This window comes from Streptomyces sp. NPDC001770 (assembly GCF_053596135.1).
Genome location: NZ_JBSFFN010000051.1, coordinates 1 through 22,689, shown reverse-complemented (window position 1 = coordinate 22,689; position 22,689 = coordinate 1). Strand labels below are relative to the sequence as shown.

General features: G+C 72.3%; 17 protein-coding genes. 10 read left to right on the top strand and 7 right to left on the bottom strand.

Features of this window, described 5'->3' with window-relative positions; translation table 11 throughout:
• Nucleotides 1-14 precede the first annotated feature (14 nt).
• Nucleotides 15-635: an SACE_7040 family transcriptional regulator gene (locus tag ACWCSV_RS31270; protein WP_451148018.1), complete on the top strand. Its 621-nt coding sequence runs from the start codon at nt 15-17 to the stop codon at nt 633-635.
• Between the two features lie 117 nt (nt 636-752).
• Nucleotides 753-1,532: a phosphatase gene (locus ACWCSV_RS31265; protein ID WP_451148016.1), complete on the top strand. Its 780-nt coding sequence runs from the start codon at nt 753-755 to the stop codon at nt 1,530-1,532.
• Nucleotides 1,533-1,758: 226 nt separating this feature from the next.
• On the opposite strand, the gene ACWCSV_RS31260 is transcribed toward ACWCSV_RS31265, so the two are convergent.
• The gene (locus tag ACWCSV_RS31260; RefSeq protein WP_451148014.1) at nt 1,759-2,271 is read right to left on the bottom strand and encodes a hypothetical protein; all 513 of its coding nucleotides are present in this window, start codon (nt 2,269-2,271) and stop codon (nt 1,759-1,761) included.
• A gap of 253 nt (nt 2,272-2,524) precedes the next feature.
• Here ACWCSV_RS31260 and ACWCSV_RS31255 point away from each other — a divergent pair, with 253 nt between their 5' ends.
• On the top strand, nt 2,525-3,556 hold the full coding sequence (locus ACWCSV_RS31255; RefSeq protein ID WP_451148012.1) for a zinc-binding dehydrogenase: 1,032 nt from the start codon (nt 2,525-2,527) through the stop codon (nt 3,554-3,556).
• A 50-nt stretch (nt 3,557-3,606) separates the two neighbouring features.
• Nucleotides 3,607-4,005, top strand: a complete 399-nt coding sequence (locus tag ACWCSV_RS31250) for a MerR family transcriptional regulator (RefSeq protein ID WP_451148010.1) — start codon at nt 3,607-3,609, stop codon at nt 4,003-4,005.
• Nucleotides 4,006-4,059: 54 nt separating this feature from the next.
• On the opposite strand, the gene ACWCSV_RS31245 is transcribed toward ACWCSV_RS31250, so the two are convergent.
• From ACWCSV_RS31245 to ACWCSV_RS31230, 4 genes are all read right to left on the bottom strand, one after another.
• Entirely contained in the window at nt 4,060-5,085 is a 1,026-nt protein-coding gene (locus ACWCSV_RS31245; RefSeq protein WP_451148008.1) for a cation diffusion facilitator family transporter, read from the bottom strand.
• Nucleotides 5,086-5,150: 65 nt separating this feature from the next.
• Nucleotides 5,151-6,029, bottom strand: a complete 879-nt coding sequence (locus tag ACWCSV_RS31240) for an acyl-CoA thioesterase (protein WP_451148006.1) — start codon at nt 6,027-6,029, stop codon at nt 5,151-5,153.
• Between the two features lie 51 nt (nt 6,030-6,080).
• A complete protein-coding gene (locus ACWCSV_RS31235) occupies nt 6,081-7,238 on the bottom strand; it encodes an acyl-CoA dehydrogenase family protein (protein WP_451148004.1) in 1,158 nt (385 codons plus the stop codon).
• Nucleotides 7,239-7,581: 343 nt separating this feature from the next.
• On the bottom strand, nt 7,582-8,442 hold the full coding sequence (locus ACWCSV_RS31230) for a TetR/AcrR family transcriptional regulator (RefSeq protein ID WP_451148002.1): 861 nt from the start codon (nt 8,440-8,442) through the stop codon (nt 7,582-7,584).
• Nucleotides 8,443-8,564: 122 nt separating this feature from the next.
• Here ACWCSV_RS31230 and ACWCSV_RS31225 point away from each other — a divergent pair, with 122 nt between their 5' ends.
• The gene (locus ACWCSV_RS31225) at nt 8,565-9,755 is read left to right on the top strand and encodes an FAD-dependent monooxygenase (protein ID WP_451148000.1); all 1,191 of its coding nucleotides are present in this window, start codon (nt 8,565-8,567) and stop codon (nt 9,753-9,755) included.
• Nucleotides 9,756-9,815: 60 nt separating this feature from the next.
• Here the strand turns inward: ACWCSV_RS31225 and ACWCSV_RS31220 are convergent, their stop codons facing one another.
• The gene (locus tag ACWCSV_RS31220; RefSeq protein ID WP_451147998.1) at nt 9,816-11,342 is read right to left on the bottom strand and encodes a PucR family transcriptional regulator; all 1,527 of its coding nucleotides are present in this window, start codon (nt 11,340-11,342) and stop codon (nt 9,816-9,818) included.
• 296 nt (nt 11,343-11,638) lie between these two features.
• Here ACWCSV_RS31220 and ACWCSV_RS31215 point away from each other — a divergent pair, with 296 nt between their 5' ends.
• The 3 genes from ACWCSV_RS31215 (at nt 11,639) to ACWCSV_RS31205 (ending at nt 16,163) form a co-directional block, all read left to right on the top strand.
• Nucleotides 11,639-13,213: a sodium:solute symporter gene (locus tag ACWCSV_RS31215; RefSeq protein ID WP_451147996.1), complete on the top strand. Its 1,575-nt coding sequence runs from the start codon at nt 11,639-11,641 to the stop codon at nt 13,211-13,213.
• Between the two features lie 302 nt (nt 13,214-13,515).
• Nucleotides 13,516-14,484, top strand: a complete 969-nt coding sequence (gene speB, locus ACWCSV_RS31210) for an agmatinase (protein WP_328721570.1) — start codon at nt 13,516-13,518, stop codon at nt 14,482-14,484.
• Nucleotides 14,481-16,163: a thiamine pyrophosphate-binding protein gene (locus tag ACWCSV_RS31205; RefSeq protein WP_451147994.1), complete on the top strand. Its 1,683-nt coding sequence runs from the start codon at nt 14,481-14,483 to the stop codon at nt 16,161-16,163. Before speB ends, ACWCSV_RS31205 begins: the two co-directional genes overlap by 4 nt.
• Before the next feature lie 216 nt (nt 16,164-16,379).
• On the opposite strand, the gene ACWCSV_RS31200 is transcribed toward ACWCSV_RS31205, so the two are convergent.
• Nucleotides 16,380-16,751 (bottom strand): hypothetical protein, encoded by a 372-nt coding sequence (locus tag ACWCSV_RS31200; RefSeq protein WP_451147992.1) that lies wholly within the window; start codon nt 16,749-16,751, stop codon nt 16,380-16,382.
• A gap of 388 nt (nt 16,752-17,139) precedes the next feature.
• Between ACWCSV_RS31200 and ACWCSV_RS31195 the strand changes: the two genes are divergently transcribed.
• Both ACWCSV_RS31195 and ACWCSV_RS31190 read left to right on the top strand, forming a co-directional pair.
• On the top strand, nt 17,140-20,994 hold the full coding sequence (locus ACWCSV_RS31195) for an ABC transporter ATP-binding protein (RefSeq protein WP_451147990.1): 3,855 nt from the start codon (nt 17,140-17,142) through the stop codon (nt 20,992-20,994).
• 153 nt (nt 20,995-21,147) lie between these two features.
• Nucleotides 21,148-22,644 (top strand): S28 family serine protease, encoded by a 1,497-nt coding sequence (locus ACWCSV_RS31190; protein ID WP_451147988.1) that lies wholly within the window; start codon nt 21,148-21,150, stop codon nt 22,642-22,644.
• Nucleotides 22,645-22,689: the final 45 nt, after the last annotated feature.

The following is a 22,689-nucleotide window of genomic DNA, read 5'->3' as shown; positions in this document are numbered from 1 at the left end:
TAGAATGAATCCCCATGAGCACCCATGCCACCGCCCGCGTCGCGGGACCCACCCGCCGCGAGCAGATCCTCCGGGAGGCCGCACTCCTCTTCGCCGAGCGCGGCTTCCACGGCGTCGGTGTCGACGAGATAGGCGCCGCCGTGGGCATCAGCGGCCCCGGTCTCTACCGCCACTTCCCCGGCAAGGACGCGATGCTCTCCGAGCTCCTGGTCGGCATCAGCGAGCGCCTCCTCACCGGAGGCCGGCTGCGCGTCGAGGAGGACGCCGCCGCCCCGGAAAGCTCCCCGGACGCGCTGCTCGACGCGCTCATCGGGGGCCACATCGACTTCGCCCTCGACGACCGCCCCCTGATCACCCTGCACGACCGGGAGCTGGACCGCCTGCGTGACGCCGACCGCAAGCGGGTCCGCCGCCTCCAGCGCGAGTACGTCGAGATCTGGGTCTCCGTCGCCCGCGCCCGCTACCCCGGCCTCACCGAGGCCGAGGCCCGCGTCACCGTGCACGCCGTCTTCGGCCTGCTGAACTCCACCCCGCGCCTCGCCCGCCCCGAAGCCCTCCCCGACCGCGCGGCGACCGCCCGCCTGCTGCACCGCCTCGCCCGGGGCGCCTTCGCGGCGGCGGCCGACGGGCGCTGAGCGCCGGGCCGCGCGGGCCCGACGGGCGGTTCCGGGGCGCCCTCGGGGCCGGGAACGCCGGTTCCGGGGTGCGAGATGCCGGGCGCGCCGCGTACCGGTGACGGCAGAATGGGCGCCATGCCGATACCCAGCCGCGCCGAACTCACCGACCACCTCGTCCGTACCCGCATCGCCGGCGACGTGGCCACGCCCCGCGACAACAACCTCGCGCACTACCGGGCGCTCGCCAACGGAGACCGCCACTACTGGCTCGGGCTGGAACTCGGCGACCGCTGGACCGACGAACAGGACGTCCTCGCCGTCATGGCGGAGCGCTGCGGGGTCATCGACGACCCGGCCCACCGCTTCGGCCAGGACACCATCGACCCCGAACTGACCGTCGACGCCCTCGACCGGATGGCGGAACGCCTCCGCAAGGCGGTGGCGGACACCGAGAGCGTCCTCGTCGCCACCGGCCACCCCGGCGGCCTCCTCGACGTCCACCGCAGGACGGCGGACGCGCTGCGCGCGGAGGGCTGCGAGATCGTCACCGTCCCGGCCGGGCTGCGCGCCGACGAGGGCAACGTCGTCCAGTTCGCCGGCGTCGCGGTGCTGGAACACGGCGCGTCCCTCTGGCACACCCACTCCCCGGCGCCGATGGCCGCCATCCTGGACGGCCTGGAACGCGAGGGCCGCCCCCAGCCGGACCTGGTCCTCGCCGACCACGGCTGGGCCGGCTGCGCGGGCGGGCGCGGACTCGACGCCATCGGCTACGCCGACTGCAACGACCCCGCCCTCTTCCTCGGCGAGGCCGAGGGGTCCCTCCTGGTCACGATCCCGCTGGACGACAACGTGCCCGACCCGCGCCACTACGACCCGCTGACGGAGTACCTGCTGGGGGCGGCGGGGCTGGCCTGAGGGGACCCTGGCCGCAGGCCCGTCCCTGCGGCCGGCGCGGAGAGCGGACGTACTGCGCGACCTGTACAGATCGTTCACGGAGCCAGAATTCTCCGGAACCGAGGTATGAAGCGACGGGCCGAATGAGAACGGCGACGGTCAGCGAGTGAGGGCGTTGAGTTTCTGCTCCCGGGTTCTCGCCCCGAAGCGCCCGTCGAAGGGAGTTGTCTCCTTCTTCCCCGGCACCTCAAGCCCCCGCGATGGAGAGGACGCAAAGGGAGAGAGTTGCCCCGAACATGACTATCTCGGCCGCCCCCGCAGGCCGGGTCTTCTCCACTGCGCACTCTTCGGGGGCAGTATCCGTCGGGGCGGGAGGCCTTTCCGTGAGCGCGGCAGCCAGCTTCTGGCACTGCCGTTTCGCAGTGATGCCTGCCGTATGGGCAAGCGCTGGAATCTCTCCGTACCCCTGCGCGTCGAGGCTGACTGCGCGAATTCCCAGCCTTTTTACCGTGGGACTCCTCGGAATCCGGTAGAGAGTCACGAAGTTCCTGACGATCACTTCTCTCGGGGTCACCTGAACGTAGGGGCGGATGTAGAAGAACCCCGCGAAGTATGCGACCAGCGGAAAGGGCGCCATTATTTCGGCAATCTGCCCCACGTCGCCGGCGAAGACGAAAAGTGGCATCACTATGAGCATGGCTGTGGCGACGGTGAGGACAAGTATTCCAACGGCGACCCGTTGTGGTCTGCGGTACTTCATGAAATTCCCAGTCGAGTATTGAGGGTGGCCATGGGGTCTCCGGCAAGAACCGACCACAGCTTCGGCTGTCCGTTGGCGTTCATCTGCGGTGGCCCGGGCTCAGGGGGCCCGGGCCACCGCCCGTTCGAGCTCCACCCGCTCTCCTCCCACGCAACCGCTTGACCCTGACGCGCGGGTCAAGGGCTAGTTTCCTCGCACCCGTTGGGCGGGTACATCCCGCCGCCCTCCGTCGCGCGAACACCAGGAGCCCGCGATGTCCGCCGAACTGCCCCGTACCTCCCGTGAGATCCGCCTCGCCATGACGCCCGACGGGCTGCCCGAGGCCAAGCACTTCACCGTCGTGGACGCCCCGCTCCCGCAGCCCGGGCCCGGCGAAGTGCTGGTCCGCAACAGCCACTTCGCCCTCTTCGCCGGGCTGCGCACCCTGATGGGCACCGAGAACGACGGGGTGCCGCTGCCCCCGCTGCGCGGCGGGGACACCGTCATCGGCCCGGCGGTGGGCGAGGTCGTCTCCGCGCCCGACGGCGGTCCGCTGCGGCCGGGCGACCGGGTGACGCATCTGCTCGGCTGGCGGGAGTACGCCGTCCTGCCCGCCGGACAGGTGCTGCCGCTCGGCGACGAACTGCCCGACCCGGTCGCCCGCCTCGCCCAGGGCGCGTCGGCGTACGGCGCGCTGACCCGGCTCGCCGACGTCCGCCCCGGCGACACCGTGCTCGTCACGGGGGCGGCCGGTGCGGTCGGCAGCCTCGCCGGGCAGATCGCCCGGCTGCTGGGCGCGGGCCGGGTCGTCGGCACCACCGGCTCGCCCGCCAAGGCCGAGCGGCTGGTGGCCGAACTCGGCTACGACGCCGTCGTGGTGCGCGGAACCGGAGACTTCGCCGGGCAGTTGGCCGAGGCGGCGCCCGGGGGCATCGACGTGCTGCTGGATCTCGTCGGCGGCGAGCAGCTCACGGCGGCGGTCGACGCGGCCCGGCCGGGCGCCCGCTTCGCCCTCGTCGGCGCGCTCTCCGGGCAGTTGGACGCCCGGCGCGGCGGAGGCAGCGCCCCCGCCGAGATCGACACGTACCGGCTGATCGTGAAGGGCGTCTCCCTACGCGGCTACACCGGCGGCGACCACCCGGACGTCGAGGCGGAGTGGACCCGGCGGTTCGGCGCCTGGCTGCGCTCGGGCGCGATCCGCTTCCCGTACACCCCCGTCGCGGGGCTGGAGAACGCCCCGCTCGCCTTCCAGCAATTCGTCGAGGGACGGCATTTCGGCGGTGTCGTGGTGGAAGTGTTCTCCTGACGGGGCCGGGGAGCGTATCCCCGGGGCGAGGGCGACGGGGGCGGTGCGGGATGCGGATCGGCGACGCGGCTGCGGTGGTGGGGACGACTCTGCGGGCCCTGCGCTTCTACGAACAGCGCGGCCTGCTCGCCCCGCCCGCCCGGACCTCCTCCGGCCAACGCGAGTACGGCCCCGAGGACATCGCCCGGGTCCGCGTCATCCGCGACCTGCTCGCCGCCGGACTCACCGTGGCGGACGTACAGGCCTGCGCCGACCGCCTCCACCTGCTGACCTCGGGCCGACCGGTGCGCTGCGCCTCGACCGGGCCCGGATCGCCCGGAGTCGTCGGCCAACGGCTCGCCGCCCTCGACGCGGAGATCGCCCGCCTCACCGGACTGCGCGAGGCGCTGGCGCGGAAGGTGGCGGCGGAGGGGGCCGACGCGCCCCCCGAGGGACCGGTCACGCGGTGATCCTGCCGGTGCCGCCGGTCGTCCGGGAGTCCCGGGCCTGCCGGGGGACCGAGGTCACCCCGCCGACGCACTCTCTTCCCGCTCCCGCCGCTGCTCCGGGCCCGGCGTCGGGTCCAGGTACACCCGCTTCACCGACGGGAAGCGCTCCCGCAGTTGCCGCTCGGCCCGCTCGCAGGCCCACTCCACGTCGGCGGCGCTCGCCAGGTCCCGGAAGTCGATCTTCGCGGCGATCAGGATCTCCGTCGGCCCCTGGATCAGGGTGGTCAGCTCCAGTACCTGGACGATGTTCGGCACGGTGAGCAGTTCGGCCCGGACTCCGGCCCGCATCGCCTCGGGCAGTGGCCGGCCGATGAGCAGTTGCGCGTTGGACCGGCCCAGTACCCAGGCCACGTACACCAGCAGGAGGCCGATCAGCACGGACGCGATCCCGTCCCACACCCCGGAGCCGGTCAGCTCTCCGCCGAGCAGGCCGCCCGCCGCGAGGACCAGCCCGGCCAGCGCCGCCGAGTCCTCCATGACGACGGCCTTCACCGCCGTGTCCGGGGTGTGCCGCAGGTAGTGCGCGGCGGGGGCGTGCAGCCGTGCGGCCTCGCGGCGCACCTGCCTGACGCCCGTCCGCAGCGAGAAGCCCTCCAGCAGGAAGGCGACGGCCAGCACGATGTACGAGACGAGCGGATCGCCCAGTTCCTCGCCCTGCACGAGGGTGTGCACCCCGTCGTAGATCGAGAACACCGCGCCGCCGACGAAGGTGGCGATCGAGGCGAGCATCGCCCAGATGTAGCGCTCGGGGCCGTAGCCCAGCGGGTGTTCCTCGTCGGCCGGCTTCTCGCTGCGCTTGAGGGCGGTGAGGAGCATGACCTCGGTGACGGTGTCGGCGACCGAGTGCGCGGCCTCCGAGAGCATCGCGCTCGAACCGCTGATCAGCCCCGCGACCGCCTTCGCCACGGCGATGCCGAGGTTGGCGGCCGCCGCGACGACCACGGTGGCCGTGGACTCCTCGGACTTCTCGGGCGTCCCGGATGGTCCGGGCTTCTCGGGGCTCTCCGGACGGGCGGCGTCCTGAGGATTCTCGGCACTCATGGTGGCGAGTATGTCCGCGATGCGGCGGGACACTCCGTACCGGCGTGCGGGCCGTGCCCCCGGGATCACTGCCCGCGCGGGGTGCGGATCAGGCCCTCCTGGATCACGGTGATCGCGAGGCGCCCGTCCTGCGTCCAGATCCGCGCCTGGCCGAGTCCGCGCCCGCCGGACGAGGTCGGCGACTCCTGGTCGTACAGCAGCCACTCGTCCGCCCGGAACGGCCGGTGGAACCACATCGCGTGGTCCAGGCTCGCGCCGACCACGTCGCCGACCGCCCAGCCGCCGCGCCCGTGGGCCAGCAGCACGGAGTCGAGCAGCGTCATGTCGGAGACGTACGTCGCCAGGCAGACGTGCAGCAGCGGGTCGTCGGCGAGCTTGCCCCGGGTACGGAACCACACCTGGGAGCGGGGCTCGCGGGGCTGCCCGGCGGTGGCGAACGGCGGCGCCTCCACGTACCGCAGGTCCACCGCCGCCCGCGCCTCCAGCACCCGGTCGATCATCCCGGGGTCGGTGAAGCGGTCGGCGTACCGGGGCATCATCTCAGCGGCCGTCGGCAGGGTCTCCGGGTCCGGGGCGTCCGGTACGGCGACCTGGTGCTCCAGCCCCTCCTCGTACGTCTGGAAGGACGCGGAGAGGTGGAAGATCGGCTGCCCGTGCTGCACCGCGACGACCCGGCGGGTGGTGAAGGACCGGCCGTCGCGGATGCGGTCGACGCTGTAGACGATCGGCGCGCCGGGGTCGCCCATCCGCAGGAAGTACGAGTGGAGGGAGTGCGCCTGGCAGCCGTCGGGCACGGTCCGGCCGGCCGCGACCAGCGCCTGCGCCGCGACCTGGCCGCCGAACACCCGGGGCACCACCGCCGAGCGGCTGGCGCCCCGGAAGATGTCCCGCTCGATCCGCTCCAGGTCGAGCAGATCGAGCAGGGAATCAAGTGCTTCGCTCATGGGAGGAACGTAGCCGTCCTGGATCGTGTCGGGCCCGCGTGTCCGAGTGCCCTACAGGCCCATGGACTTGGCGATGATGGACTTCATGACCTCGCTGGTACCACCGTAGATGCGGTTGACACGGTTGTCGGCGTAGAGGCGCGCGATCGGGTACTCGTTCATGTAGCCGTAACCGCCGTGCAGCTGGAGGCACTTGTCGATCACCCGGTGGGCGACCTCGGTGCAGAACAGCTTGGCGGAGGCAGCCTCGGCCGCGGTGAGCTCCTTGGCGTCCAGGGCCTCGATCGCCCGGTCCACGACGGCCTCGGCGGCGTCCACCTCGGCCTGGCAGGCGGCCAGTTCGAACTTGGTGTTCTGGAACGCGGCGACCGGCTTGCCGAAGACGGTGCGCTCGGAGACGTAACTCTGGGCGAACCGGACGGCGGCCTTGGCCTGCGAGTACGCGTTGACCGCGATGCCCAGGCGCTCCTGCGGGAGGTTCTGGCCGAGGTAGGAGAAGCCCTTGTTCTCCTCGCCGAGCAGGTCCTCGACCGGGACCTTGACGTCCACGAACGACAGCTCGGCGGTGTCCGAGGTGCGCAGGCCCAGCTTGTCGAGCTTGCGGCCGACCGAGTAGCCCTCGGCCTTGGTGTCGACCACCAGCAGGGAGATGCCGTGACGGCGGTCGTCGGCCTTCGGGGCGTCGGTACGGGCGCAGACGATCACGCGGTCCGCGTGCACACCACCGGTGATGAAGGTCTTCGCGCCGTTGAGGACGTAGTGCGTGCCGTCCTCGGAGAGCTTGGCGGTCGTCTTCATCCCGGCCAGGTCGGAGCCCGTGCCCGGCTCGGTCATCGCGATGGCGTACATCGTCCTGCCGGTCACGAAGTCCGGCAGCCAGCGCTCCTTCTGCTCCTTCGTGGCGTACGCCTTGAGGTAGGGCAGGCAGAGCAGCACGTGCACGCCGGAACCGCCGAAGGAGACGGCCGCGCGGGCGGTCTCCTCGGAGATGATCGCCTCGAACTTGAACGACTCGATACCGGCGCCGCCGTACTCCTCGTCCACCTCGATGCCGAAGATGCCCAGCTCGGCCAGCTTGTAGTAGAAGTCACGCGGCACCAGACCGGACGTGAACCACTCGTCGTACACAGGGACGACCTCGGCCTCGATGAAGGCGCGGATGGTGTCCCGGAACGCCTCGTGGTCCTCGTTGAATACCGTACGGCGCACGGGGTGCCTCCTTGGTCGGGTGCGTGGCTTCGGTGGGCTGGTTGTTCAGAGATCATGTCTAAGCGCTTGCTCAGCTTTCACCGAAGTTACCCGGCGGTCACGGAGCTGTCCAGGGTGATGCCGCGCACGTCGCCGCGCACGTCGCGGGATGATCCTCCGCCCGGCGGTGGGGTGGTGGGTACCCCTAGGTTTTCGGGGAGCGGGGCGGGGCCGGGGGCTGGTAGTGCGAGGGTATGCATCCCCGCTCCCCGTCGCTGCTGAACGCCCGCCCCCCCCGGTGCATCCCCGGTCGGCGGTGGGTGCGTCGTAGGCCTGTCGTCTCCCTGCGGATTCTGGCGGCTGGTCAGCCGGTCCGCCTCGCGCGGGCGTCGACGAGTGCGGCTACGCCGTCCAGGATGCACCGGAGGCCGAACTCCCACGCCTGGTCCTGCTCCTCGTTCCGGGCGGCCGACGCGAGGGCCTCGGCGAGTGCGGGAAACCGCTCACCGTGCGTGCGCATCAAATCGCCCAGTATCGACCCGAGTTGGGCCTCGGGGTTCCCCGTGGTGCCTGCCGCGCGGGACTGTTGGGTGACGCCGCGCGCGTGACTCGCCAACAGTACGGCCGTGTCCATCCGTTCGGCGCCGCTCAGGCCCGTGCCGTCCAGGGCCGACACGGCGCGTTCCATCCAGGACAGTTCGCCGGGGCCCAGGACGCGCGGCCCGACGGCGGCCTCCAGGGCCCAGGGGTGCTGCTGGAAGACGGCGATCAGCCGGCGGGCCCACTCCGCCAGCTGCTCCCGCCAGTCACCGGCCTCGGCCTCCGCCGCCGGGTACGGGCCGATCGCGGCGTCCACCATCAGGGCGACCAGCTCGGCCTTGCCCGGTACGTACCGGTACAACGCCATCTTCGTCACGCCCAGTTGGGCGGCGACCCGCTGCATGGAGACCTCGGCCAGCCCGTCCGGATCGGCGATCTCGATCGCGGCGCGCGCGATGCGCTCCAGGTCCAGCTTGGGTCGGGGGCCGCGTGCGGGCTGGGGGTGTGGGCCCCACAGGAGTCGCACCAGTTCGGCGTGTCCGTCGCGGCTGTCGTGACCGTCGGGGCCGGGGTGTCCGTCGCGGCTGTCGTGACCGTCGGGGCCGGGATGTCCGTCGCGTTTGGCGTGTCCGCCGTGTCCGCCGTGTCCGCCGTGTCCGCCGTGCTCGGTGTGTTCGCTACCCATGTCTGCCGTTCCCTCGACGCCGCCGGGCCTTGCCAACCATCTGTGTCTAAGGTACACAGTTATTGTCAGTGTCCACCGGACACAGTTTCTCCGCGGAGGCGACCGTGAACAGGAACGAGCCCGTGAACGACAACGTCCTCATCTCCGGCGCGAGCATTGCCGGACCGGCGCTGGCCTACTGGCTGGGACGCCACGGTTTCAAGCCCACCGTCGTCGAGCTCGCCCCCGCCCTGCGCGGTGGCGGCCAGGCCGTCGACTTCCGGGGCGAGACGCACCTGACCGTGCTGGAGCGCATGGGCCTGCTCCCCGCGCTGCGCCGGGTGCAGACCGGCGGCAGCCCGGTGCGCTTCGTCGACGCCACCGGCCGCACGCTGCTGCGGCTGCCCGCCGAGTTCACCGGCGGCGAGCTGGAGGTGCTCCGCGGTGACCTGGCCCGGGCGCTGTACGAACACAGCCTCCCGGACACCGAGTACCTCTTCGGCGACTCGATCACCGGCCTCACCGAGACGGACTCCGGCGTCCGGGTCGACTTCCGGCACGGAGCCACGCGCGAGTTCGGCCTGGTCGTCGGGGCGGACGGGCTCCACTCCCACGTCCGCCGGCTCGCCTTCGGCCGGGAGGAGAAGTACGTGCGCCACCTCGGCCACTACGCGGCCACCTGGCAACTCCCCAACGTCCTGGGCCTCCGGGAAGGGGAGGGCTCGATCGGCCACAGCACCCCGGGGCGGTACGCCGGGGTCGGTGTCGACGGGCGGAACCCGGGCCTGGCGGGAGCGTTCTTCGTGTTCGCGTCGCCCGAACTGGCTTACGACCGCCACGACCCCGAGCAGCAGAAACGCCTCATCGCCGACGCGTACTCAGGCCTCGGCTGGGAGGTTCCCCGCCTGCTCGCGTCGCTGCGGGAGGCCCCCGAGCTGTACTTCGACTCGATCAGCCGGGCCGACGTGGACACCTGGTCCTCGGGGCGGATCTGCCTGGTCGGGGACGCCGCTTGCGGGGCCACGATCGGCGGCATGGGCACGGGAACCGCGGTGGTCGCCGCCTACGTGCTGGCCGGTGAACTCGCGCGCTCCCGGGGCGACCACCGGGCCGCCTTCACCCGGTACGAGAACAGGCTGCGGAAGTACGCCAGGGGCTGCCAGACGGGTGGCGACCGGACCGGAAAGTTCTTCGCGCCCCGCACCGCCGCAGGCATCCGGTTCCGGGACACCGTGCTCTCCCGCCCGCTGTTCCTGAACGGAATGCTCAAGCTGGGGGAGAAGGTCAGCTCCACCGTGGACCTGCCCGACTACAGCCGCCCGGCCCTCACCTGAGACAGCGACCCGCCGCCCTCGGCGCCCCGCCCTCGCGTCTTCCCGGCCCCCGCCCTCCCGTCACCCGCGGACCCGTAGGGCGAACCACAGCTCCGTCCGTACGTCCATGTCGTCCAGGTCCGTGCCCAGCAGCTCCGCACAGCGGCCGACGCGCTGGCGGACCGTGTTGCGGTGGATCTTGAGGGCCACCGCCGTACGGTCCCAGCTGCCGTGCAGGGACAGCCAGCAGCGCAGGGTCTCGCGCAGGGGCGCCGACAGCGGGGCGAGCAGGGTACGGGCATGGGCCTCGGCCGCCTCGCCGGTGAGCAGGTCGGTCAGGCCCCGGTCCGCGCGGTGGAGCAGCAGCGGGGTACGGGTCGCCTCCGCGCGGGCCAGCGCCCGGGACGCCCGCGTGTCCGCCGCCGCGATCCCGTCGAGCGGTACGGGGTCGGAGGCGCCGAGCACCCAGCCGGGCTGCGGGGTGAGCCGGGCGGTGTCCGTGAGCAGGACGCGTACCGCCTCCTCCGGACGGCGGCCCGTGTCGACCAGGGCCGAACCGAGGGAGGCGCCGAGAGTCCCCGCGGTGAGCGGGGCGGGGCTGCCGCTCCTCGTGCGGCGGGCGTGCACCACGGTCCACGGGCCCTCCGAGCCGAGCAGCGGTGCCACGTCCCCGGGGGCGGCACCGAGCAGCATCCGTACCAGCGCGGCCGAACGGTCCGCCGAGCCCGCCCCCTGGTGCGGGGCGGCCAGCAGGGAGAGCAGGACGACGGCCATGCCCGCCACCGTGTGGTCGCCGGGCTCGCGGGGGCCGGTGGCGAGGGCGAGCACCAGACCCTGTCCGCCGCCCAGCGCGTACGCCGACAGATGGGTACCGTCCACCGTCTCGGTGGCGGATGCCGGAGCGGCCCGGCGCTCCTGCGGGGCGACCACCCGGGCCAGCCGGGAGAGCGCGGTACGCACCGCCGGAGCTGTACGGGCGCCCGCCGTGTGGATCTCGTCGCCCTCCGGGCTCAGCAGCACCGCCCGCCCGCCCAGCTGGGCCGCCAGCTGATGGAGCACCGCGGGCACCGGGTCGGGGCGGGCCGCCGCCGACGCGAGGGCCTGCTGGGCGCGGGCCGTCCGGCGCAGCTCCTGGTGGCGGGCGTCCGCCATCAGCTGCCACACCGCGCGGGCGACCGAGGTGAACGTGGTCTCCGGCGGCACCTCGAGGAGCGGCAGCCCGTACCGCTCGCACGCCTCCGCCAGCCCCGGCGGTACGGACTCGTGCACCGGCCGCACCCCGAAACCCAGCGCCGCCGCGCCCGCCTCCACCACCCGCGAGACGTACCGGTCCGGGTCGGTCAGCAGCACGCCCGCGCTCAGCAGCAGCTCGCCGCCGAGGAGATAGGGGTACGGGTCCGCCATCTCCGAGGTGTGCACCCAGAGCAGCTCGGCCCGCTCGGGTCCGGCGATCCTGCGCAGCCCCAGCTCCTCGCGGGCCAGCAGCGCGCCCAGGGAGACGGGCGGCGTGGGCGGCCCGGCGGGTGCGGGGGGTGCGGCGGGGGAGGACGGTCCCGCCGGTCCGGTGGGTTCAGGGGCCGGGAAGGGGCCCACGGGGGAGTCCGGCATGGATGGTTGCTCCATCGTGTACGTCAAGGATGGAGGAAACGTACACTTCAGCGCCGCCTACCGGCCACCTACCGTCATCAGGGCGCACGAGTCGTACGAGACGCATGAGCCCCCGCGGGGCGGACACCCGTCGTCCGGGACACCGGGGACCACCTGCCGGAACGGCAGCCCCGCAGGACGCCCGGTCACGGAAGGCCGGGACACCGGGGCGCCCGGCGCGGGCGTGTGGCGGAACGAGCGGCACAAGCGGAACGACCCGGCGTGCGCACCCGACCGACTGAGATGGAGGGACGCCCATGGCTGTCGACTACGCGGTGATCGTGGTCTATCTGGCCGGCATGCTCGCCATGGGCTGGTGGGGCATGCGCCGCGCCAAGTCCAAGAGCGAGTTCCTGGTGGCCGGGCGCAGGCTCGGACCCTGGATGTACTCCGGCACCATGGCCGCCATCGTCCTCGGCGGCGCCTCCACGATCGGCGGCGTCGGCCTGGGCTACCAGTACGGCCTCTCCGGGGCGTGGATGGTCGTCACCATCGGCCTCGGCCTGCTCGCCCTGTCGGTCTTCTTCTCCGCGCGGATCGCCCGGCTGAAGGTCTACACCGTCTCCGAGATGCTCGACCTCCGCTACGGCGGCCGGGCCGGGATCATCTCCGGCGTGGTCATGTGGGCGTACACGCTCATGCTCGCCGTCACCTCGACCATCGCCTACGCCACGATCTTCGACGTCATCTTCGACCTCGACCGGACCGTCGCCATCGTGCTCGGCGGGGCGATCGTCGTCGCCTACTCGACGCTCGGCGGCATGTGGTCGATCACGATCACGGACATGGTGCAGTTCGTCGTCAAGACGATCGGCGTGCTCCTCCTGCTGCTGCCCATCGCGGTCGTCAAGGCGGGCGGGTTCAGCGAGATGAAGGCCAAGCTGCCCACGGAGTACTTCGACCCGCTCGGCATCGGCGGCGAAACGATCTTCACGTACGTGCTGATCTACACCTTCGGCATGCTGATCGGCCAGGACATCTGGCAGCGCGTGTTCACCGCGCGCAGCGACCGCACGGCCCGCTGGGGCGGCACCGTCGCCGGTACCTACTGCCTCGTCTACGCCGTCGCCGGAGCCGTCATCGGCACCGCCGCGAAGGTGATGTACCCGAAGCTGCCGAGCGCCGACTCCGCGTTCGCCACCATCGTCAAGGACGAGCTGCCGGTCGGCGTGCGCGGGCTCGTCCTGGCCGCCGCCCTCGCCGCCGTGATGTCCACCTCCTCCGGCGCGCTGATCGCCTGCGCCACCGTCGCCAACAACGACATCTGGTCCCGGCTGCGCAGCACGATCGGCCGGGGGGCGGGAGCCGCGCACGGAGCGGAGGCAGGGGGCGCCGGCGCAACGGGCGCGGAGGCAGCGGAGGCAGCGGAAGGCGGGCACGACGAGGTGCGGGGCAACCGTGCGTTCATCCTCATCATGGGCGTCGCCGTCATCCTCATCGCCATCGCCCTCAACGACGTCGTCGAAGCCCTCACCGTCGCGTACAACCTCCTCGTCGCCGGACTCCTCGTGCCGATCCTCGGCGGACTGCTCTGGCGCCGGGGCACCGCGCCCGGGGCGCTGGCCGCGGTCGGCGTCGGCGGGGTAGCGGTCGTCGTCCTGATGGGGGTGTACGGCATCCTTGCCAATGAACCCGTCTACTACGGACTGCTCCTCTCGCTCGCCGTGTACGTCGTCGTCTCGCTGGCCACCAGGCCCACCGACCCCGCCGTGCTCAACGCCTGGCGGGAACGCCTGGCCGGACGCGAGGGGGGCGACGGAGGCCGGGACGGAGGCCGCGACGGGGGCACCTCCGCCGCCGGCGGCTCCGCCCAGGAGCCGGCCACCGTGTAGACCACCCACGAGACCCACGAGACCCACGAGACCCACGAGACCACCCGCGCCGGACCCCTCGACCGTGCTCCCGCCGCCGACCGCCCCCTCGGTCGCGCAGAGGAGTCCGGGTACGACCGGCCGACCCACGGCCACCACCGGTTCAGTCCCACCGGCGGCGGCCACCGCCCACCCGGTGCGGAGGCTCCCCGGACCTCCGCACCCGGGCGGGCGACCACTCCCCGGGGTGCGGAGGCTCCGGAACCTCCGCACCCGCGCCCCCCACCCCGGAACACCCCGAACGACCCGAAAGAAGGCCCTCCATGAGCAGCAGCGAAACGCCTCGCGGCCCCATCGACTCCTCCCGTGTGCCCCGGTACGCCGGTCCCGCGACGTTCGCCCGGCTGCCCCGGCTCGACGAGGTCGGCACCACCGACGTCGCCGTCGTCGGCGTGCCCTTCGACACCGGTGTCTCCTACCGCCCCGGCGCCCGCTTCGGCGGCAACGCGATCCGCGAGGCCTCGCGCCTCCTGCGCCCCTACAACCCGGCCCAGGACGCCTCGCCGTTCGCGCTGGCGCAGGTCGCCGACGCCGGTGACATCGCGGCCAACCCGTTCAACATCAACGAGGCCGTCGAGACGATCGAGGCCGCCGCCGACGACCTGCTCTCCACCGGCGCCCGGCTGATGACCCTCGGCGGCGACCACACCATCGCGCTGCCGCTGCTGCGTTCCGTCGCCAAGAAGCACGGCCCCGTCGCCCTCCTCCACTTCGACGCCCACCTGGACACCTGGGACACCTACTTCGGCGCCGAGTACACCCACGGCACCCCGTTCCGCCGGGCCGTAGAAGAGGGCATCCTCGACACCTCCGCCCTCTCGCACGTCGGTACCCGCGGCCCGCTCTACGGCAAGCAGGACCTCACCGACGACGCCAAGCTTGGCTTCGGCATCGTGACCTCCGCCGACGTGATGCGGCGCGGAGTGGACGAGATCACCGACCAGCTCCGCCAGCGCATCGGCGACCGGCCGCTCTACATCTCCATCGACATCGACGTGCTCGACCCGGCCCACGCGCCCGGCACCGGCACCCCCGAGGCCGGCGGCCTCACCTCCCGCGAACTCCTCGAAATCGTGCGTGGCCTCTCCTCCTGCCACCTCGTCTCCGCCGACCTGGTCGAGGTGGCACCCGCGTACGACCACGCGGAGATCACCGCCGTCGCCGCCTCGCACACCGCGTACGAACTGACGACGATCATGTCCCGCCAGATCGCCGAGGCGCGCACCAAGTGAGCCACGACCACGACGACCGGCCCCGCCTCACCGAGGCCCAGGCCGAAGCCGCACTCAACCCGCCGCCCGGCCGCAACGGCGGTGACCTCGTCGTCGAGTCCCTCCAGGGCCTCGGCGCGACCACCGTCTTCGGCCTGCCCGGCCAGCACGCGCTCGGCATGTTCGACGCCCTGCGCCGCTCCTCCCTCTCGTACGTCGGACTCCGCGTCGAGAACAACGCGGGCTTCGCGGCCGACGCCTACGGCCGCGTCACCGGAGAGGTCGCCCCTCTGCTCCTCTCCACCGGCCCCGGCGCGCTGACCTCGCTCGCCGCCCTGCAGGAGGCGGCGGCCGCCTCCGCGCCGGTCCTCGCGATCTCCAGCCAGGTCCCGACCGCCGGCCTCGGCGGCGGCCGGCACGGCTACCTCCACGAACTGCGGGACCAGAAGGCCTCCTTCCGAGACGTGGTGAAGTCCGTCCACACCGTGCGGACCGCCTCACAGATCCCCTCCGCCATCGCCGCCGCCTGGGAGTCGGCCCTCACCGCCCCGCACGGGCCGGTCTGGATCGAGATCCCGCAGGACGTGCTGCTCGCCGAGACCACGCTGCCGCCGGTCTCCGCGATGGACGCCACCCCGCGCGAGCTCTACCCGCGCCCCGAGCTGACGCTCACCGCCGCCCGGCTGCTCTCCCGTGCCGAACGCCCCGCGATCATCGCGGGCGGTGGCGTCGTCCGCTCCGACGCGAGCGGCAAGCTGCTCGCCCTCGCCGAGAAGCTGGACGCCCCGGTCGTCACCACCTTCGGCGGCAAGGGCGCCTTCCCCTGGGAACACCCCCTCTCGCTCCAGTCCTGGCTGGAGGACCGGCACACCACCGACTTCCTGGAGTCCGCCGACGTCCTCCTCGTCATCGGCTCCGGACTCGGCGAACTCTCCTCGAACTACCACACCTTCAGCCCCCGGGGCCGGGTCATCCAGATCGAGGCCGACGCCGGGAAGCTGGAGTCCAACCACCCCGCCCTCGGCATCCACTCGGACGCCCGCGAGGCCCTCGCCGACCTCCTGGAAACGGTCGAGACCCGCGAGGACCCCACAGCCCCGATGCGCGTCCGGACCCTGCTGGAGCAGGTCCGGGCCCGCATCGAAGCCCAGGACCTCACCCTGGAACAGCGCGTCCTGGCCGCCGTCCGCGAGGCGCTCCCGGACACCGCGCCCAGCTTCTGGGACATGACGATCCTGGCCTACTGGGCCTGGTCCGCCTTCGACGCCCGCCACCCCAACACCATGCACTCCGCCCAGGGCGCCGGCGGTCTCGGCTACGCCTTCCCGGCGGCCCTCGGAGCGGCCGCAGCCGACCCGACCCGGCCGGTGCTCGCGGTCTCCGGCGACGGCGGCTCGATGTACTCCATCGCCGAGCTCGCCACCGCCCGCCAGTACGACCTCCCGGTCACCTGGCTGATCGTCGACGACGGCGGCTACGGCATCCTGCGCGAGTACATGACGGGTGCCTTCGGCGAGGCCACCGCCACCGAGCTGGCCCGCCCGGACTTCGTCGCCCTCGCCGAGTCCTTCGGCGTCCCGGCCGTCCGCACCTCACCGGACGCCCTCGCCGCCGACCTGGCGAAGGCGCTCGCCGAGCCCGGCCCGTCCGTGGTCGTGCTCCCGGCACTGCTCAGGATGTTCGCCCCGACGCATCTGTAGCCGGAGGCGCCCGGACGGAGACCCCCGCCCGGGGGCGCCAGGACCGGAGCGTCCGGGTGGGAGGCCGCTGACCGGGGGATCGCCCGGACGGGAGCCCAGGACAGGAGCCCAGGACAGGAGCCCAGGACAGGAGCCCAGGACGGGAGCCCAGGACGGGAGCCCCGCCCGGGAGCCCCGGACGGAGGCGGCCGGGAGAAGGGAGACCGGTGTGCGCGCTCAGCGCAGGCGCAGGCCGGTCTCCTTCTTGATGACCGCTATCTGGTCCTCCCGGCCCTGGAGGAATTCCGCGGAGCCCTCGCCGTCCAGACTCCCCGGGAAGTCCTTCTCCGACGGCATGGCGTCCCTCAGCATGCCGAAGACCTTGTCCACGTCACCGGCCGGATGCCTGAGGCGCGCCTCGATGTAGTGCTTGCCCACCCCCGACATGGCGATCCGCAGATTGCCCATGGGCTTCACGGAGGTCTCGACGCGGTAGCTCTCCCCGGACAGCTTCCAGCCGCCGCCCGGGTGCAGGCTCTCCAGCACCTCGATCACCGCGTACACCTGACCGCAGCGGTACGCCTCGGTCCTCGGCTTCTCCCCGTTCATGGAATCTCCCCGTCCCCCTCGGCCGTGGCCTCCGACTCCCGAAGACCCGGCATTCCGGCTCCGCCCCTCCGGCGGAGCTGCTCGCCGACTTGATTACCCACCGTAGTCGCGGATCGAACGTGCGTAGGGGGGAGAACCCCGACTTCAGCCGATCGGGTGATTTACCTCGGGACCATTGACCGGCATTTGTTGCAGCGGGATGAAATCCGCAGCCCAGCGCGTTGGTGCGTGGCGGAACATCAGAGGGAGTGGCGTCACGCGACAGCACGTTCGCAGGCGGCAGCAGGGCGATCGGGAGGCATCCGTGGCGGGCGCAGAACAACAGGGACCGGGAGAACCGGGCCCCGGAAAACGGGCCACCGGGCAACGGGCGGTCACCGGACGACCGGTGCCCCCCGAGCAGACCCCCGACCGATCGGGGCCCCCCGCCCGACGGTCCGCCGGCCCCCGGCAACAGCCCCCGGCCCCCCAGGGCTGGGCCCGTCGCCTCACCGGCTACGCCTGGCGCTACCGCCGCGACGTGATCCTGGCGCTCGGCTCCTCCCTCGCCGGGATGGCTGTGATGGCGCTGGTCCCGCTGATCACCAAGGTGATCATCGACGACGTCGTCACCACGCACACCCGTTCGCTCGCCGTCTGGACCGGCCTGCTGATAGGGGCGGCGGTCGTCATCTACGTCACCGCGTTCGTCCGCCGCTACTACGGCGGCCGGCTCGCCCTCGACGTGCAGCACGATCTCCGTACCGAGATGTACGCGACGATCACCAAGCTCGACGGCAGACGCCAGGACGAGCTCTCCACCGGCCAGGTCGTCGGCCGGGCCACCAGCGACCTCCAGCTCATCCAGAGCCTGCTCTTCATGCTCCCGATGACCATCGGGAACGTCCTGCTCTTCCTCGTCTCCCTGGTGATCATGGCGTGGCTCTCGCCGCTGCTGACCCTGGTGGCCGTCGCCGTCGCACCCGCGATCTGGTTCATCGCCCGCCGCTCCCGGGCCCGTCTCTTTCCCGCCACCTGGTACGCCCAGAGCCAGGCCGCCGCAGTCGCCGGGGTGGTCGACGGGGCCGTCTCCGGGGTCCGGGTCGTCAAGGGGTTCGGCCAGGAGGAGCAGGAGACCGGGAAGCTCCGCGAGGTGGGCCGCCGGCTGTTCGCCGGCCGGATGCGCACCATCCGGCTGAACGCCCGCTACACCCCCGCGCTCCAGGCGGTACCCGCGCTCGGGCAGGTCGCGATGCTGGCGCTCGGCGGCTGGCTGGCGACCCGGGGCCAGATCACCCTCGGCACGTTCGTCGCGTTCTCCTCGTACCTCGCGCAGCTCGTCGGGCCGGTCCGGATGCTCGCCGTGGTCCTCACCGTGGGCCAGCAGGCCCGCGCCGGTGTGGACCGGGTGCTGGAGCTGATCGACACCGAGCCGACGTTCGCCGACGGCACCAAGGAGCTGCCGGCCGACGCCCCGGCCGGGGTCGAGTTCGACGACGTGGGCTTCGGCTACGGCACGCCCCCGGGAGCCCCCGAGGCGGACCCCGGCCTCGGCGCGGACACGTCGGGCGACGAGGACGCCGAGGAGACCCACTACCGCCCCGTCCTCAAGGGCTTCTCCCTCTCCATCGCGCCCGGCGAGACCGTCGCCCTGGTCGGCGCGTCCGGCAGCGGCAAGTCCACCGTCTCCATGCTGCTGCCGCGCTTCTACGACGTGACGCACGGCGCCGTCCTCGTCGGCGGCCACGACGTCCGCGAGCTGACCCTCGGCTCGCTGCGCGCCGCCATCGGGCTCGTCCCCGAGGACAGCTTTCTCTTCTCCGAGAGCGTCGGCGCCAACATCGCCTACGGACGCCCCGACGCCACCCAGGAGCAGATCGAGGCCGCCGCCCGCGCCGCGCAGGCGGACCGGTTCATCGCCGACCTGCCGAAGGGGTACGACACCAAGGTCGGCGAGCACGGCCTCACCCTCTCCGGCGGGCAGCGCCAGCGCGTCGCCCTGGCCCGCGCGATCCTCACCGACCCCCGGCTGCTCGTCCTGGACGATGCCACCTCGGCCGTGGACGCCCGCGTCGAGCACGAGATCCACGAGACCCTGCGGCAGGTGATGGCGGGCCGCACCACGCTCCTCATCGCCCACCGGCGCTCCACCCTCGGCCTCGCCGACCGCATCGCCGTCCTGGACGACGGCCGCCTCTCCGACGTCGGCACCCACGAGGAGCTGGAGAAGCGTTCCGCGCTCTACCGTCGGCTGCTCACCGACCCGGACGAGCTGGGCGGCACCTCGCCCGGCCACCGGCCGGCCCGGATTCCGCCGCTGGAGGACGACCGGACGCTCCAGGAGGAGATGGAGGCGGAGTTCGACACCGAGCGCGGCATCACCCCGGCGCTCTGGATCCGCAAGGAGCAGGAGCGCGACCGGGCCACGGCCGGCATGCCCGCCACCCCGGAGCTGCTCGCCCAGGTGGAGGCGCTGCCTCCCGCGACGGACGTCCCGGACATCGACGAGGACCGGGCCGTCCGCCCGGAGGGCTCGTACGGACTGCGCAGGCTGCTGCACGGTTTCGGGGCGGTGCTGCTGGTCAGCCTGGCGCTGGTGGCCGTGGACGCCGGGATGGGCCTGCTGCTGCCGGTACTGATCCGGCACGGCATCGACTCGGGCGTCACACAGATGTCGACCGGCGCGATCTGGACGGCCTCGCTCCTCGCGCTGGCCGCCGTCGTCGTGCAGTGGGCGGCGCAGATCGGGGAGACCCGCAAGACCGGCCGGACCGGCGAGCGGGTGCTGTACTCGCTGCGGCTCAAGATCTTCTCGCAGCTCCAGCGGCTCGGCCTCGACTACTACGAGCGCGAGCTGACCGGCCGGATCATGACCCGGATGACGACCGACGTCGACGCCTTGTCGTCGTTCCTGCAGACCGGTCTGGTCACCGCGTTCGTCTCCGCCGTCACCTTCTTCGGGATCATGGCGGTCCTGCTCGTCCTGGACGTCCAGCTCGCCCTCGTCGTCTTCGCCACGCTGCCGTTCCTGATCGCCGGGACCGCCGTGTTCCGCCGCAAGAGCGTCGCTGCGTACCAGCTCGCCCGTGAGCGGATCGGCGCCGTCAACGCCGACCTCCAGGAGTCCGTCTCCGGGCTGCGGATCGTGCAGGCGTTCAACCGGGAGCGGGACGGCGCGGCGCGGTTCGCGGAGCGCTCCACCCACTACCGGCAGGCGCGGGTGCGCGGTCAGTGGCTGATCTCGGTCTACTTCCCGTTCGTCCAGCTGCTCTCCTCCGTCGCCTCGGCCGCCGTGCTGATCGTCGGAGCGGGCCGGGTCGACGACGGGACGCTGATGGTCGGCGCGCTCGTCGCGTACCTCCTCTACATCGACCTGTTCTTCGCCCCCGTGCAGCAGCTCTCCCAGGTCTTCGACGGCTACCAGCAGGCCACCGTCTCCCTCGGCCGCATCCAGGAGCTGCTGCGCGAGCCGACCTCCACCGCCGACCCCGACGCGCCGGTGGAGCTGACCGGGCTGCGCGGCGACATCGCGTTCGAGAACGTCTCCTTCGCGTACGGCGACGAGGAGGAGGCCCTCACCGGCATCGACCTGCGCATCCCGGCCGGGCAGACCGTGGCGTTCGTCGGCGAGACGGGCGCGGGCAAGTCCACGCTGGTCAAGCTGGTCGCCCGGTTCTACGACCCGACGTCCGGCCGGGTCACCGCGGACGGCACCGATCTGCGCCGGCTCGACATGACGGAGTACCGCCACCACCTCGGAGTCGTCCCGCAGGAGTCGTACCTCTTCCCCGGTACGGTCCGCGACGCCATCGCCTACGGCATTCCGGACGCCTCCGACGCCCGCGTGGAGGCGGCGGCCCGGTCCGTCGGCGCGCACGACATGATCGCGACGCTGGACGGCGGTTATCTGCACGAGGTCGCCGAGCGGGGCCGCAACCTCTCCGCCGGGCAGCGCCAGCTCATCGCGCTGGCCCGCGCCGAGCTGGTCGACCCCGACGTGCTGCTGCTCGACGAGGCCACCGCCTCCCTGGACCTGGCCAGTGAGGCCCTGGTCAACCAGGCCACCGACCGGCTCACCGGCCGCCGCACCACGCTGGTGGTCGCCCACCGGCTGACCACCGCGGCGCGCGCGGACCGGGTCGTGGTGATGGAGCACGGCCGGGTGGTGGAGGACGGTTCGCATGACGAACTCCTCGCGCTCCAGGGCCGGTACGCCCGGCTGTGGCGCACCTTCATAGGCGAGGACGAGCCCGCCGCCGTATGAGCGGAGCCCCGGCGCGGCGTGGTGCGGACGGCGCGTCGGGCCACCGGGTCCGGCGTGGTGCGGGCGGCGCCGCGCCGGGACAACTGGGTCTGGCGTGATGCGTGTTGCTCCCGCTAGGTTCACGGCCAATGTCGTGAACCCAGGGGAGTGCGTATGCGTAAGACGCTCAGAGGTGTTCTGTCGCTCGCGTTACTGATCGGCACGGTCGGTGCGACGGGCGCCTCGGCCGGAGCGGCCACCGCCGCGCAGCCGGCCGTGGAGCAGGCGGGAACCCCCGCGACGGCGACCGCGACCGGGACCGCGACCGCGGACACCGTTGACATCAAGGACCGCATTCTCGCCGTTCCGGGCATGAGCCTGATCGAGGAGAAACCGGTCACGGGCTACCGCTACTTCGTGCTGAACTACACGCAGCCGATCGACCACCGGCACCCGTCCAAGGGAACGTTCCAGCAGCGGATCACCCTGCTGCACAAGGACACCTCGCGGCCCACGGTCTTCTACACCAGCGGCTACAACGTCTCCACCTCGGCGAGCCGCAGCGAGCCCACCCGGATCGTCGACGGCAACCAGGTCTCGCTGGAGTACCGGTTCTTCACGCCGTCGCGCCCCCAGCCCGCCGACTGGTCCAAGCTCGACATCTGGCAGGCGGCCAGCGACCAGCACCGGGTGTTCACCGCGCTGAAGAAGATCTACAGCCAGAACTGGCTGGCCACCGGCGGCTCCAAGGGCGGCATGACCGCGACCTACTACGAGCGCTACTACCCGAAGGACATGGACGGCGTCGTCGCCTACGTCGCCCCCGACGACGTGGTGAACGACGAGGACTCCGCGTACGACCGCTTCTTCAGGACGGTCGGTACGAAGGAGTGCCGCGACAAGCTGAGCGCAGTCCAGCGTGAGGCCCTGATCCGGCGTGCGCCCCTGGAGGAGAAGTACGCGGCGTACGCGGCGGAGAACGGCTACACCTTCACCACCGTGGGCACCCTCGACAAGGCGTACGAGGCCGTCGTCATGGACTACGTCTGGGCGTTCTGGCAGTACAGCAAGGTCGCCGACTGCGCCTCCCTCCCGGCCGACGCCAAGACCGCCACCGACCAGGAGATCTGGGACTCGGTGGACGCCATCTCGGGCTTCTCGGCCTACGCCGACCAGGGCCTCGAGACGTACACGCCGTACTACTACCAGGCCGGTACCCAGCTCGGTTCGCCCGACATCACGCAGCCCTGGCTCGGCAGGCTGAGCCGGTACGGCTATCAGCCGCCGCGCAACTTCGTGCCCCGCTCCATCCCGATGACCTTCCAGAAGGGCGTCATGCGGGACGTGGACTCCTGGGTCACCCACCACGCCACCCGGATGATGTACGTCTACGGGCAGAACGACCCGTGGGGCGCCGAGCGGTTCGCCCCCGGCAAGGGCTCCCGCGACAGCTACGTCTACACCCAGCCCGGCGGCAACCACGGCTCCAACGTGGCGGGCCTGGTGGCCGACGAGAGCGCGGCGGCCACCGCGACCATCCTGCGCTGGGCCGGTGTCACCCCGGCCGCCGTCGCCGCCGACCCCGCGAAGGCGGCGCCGCTGGCAACGTACGACACCCGCCTCGACAAACAGGACGCCCAGCTGGACCGGCACCGCACCCTGCACCCCTGACCCACCCCGTACGGCACCCGGCGCGCGCCCGCTTCCACAGCGGGC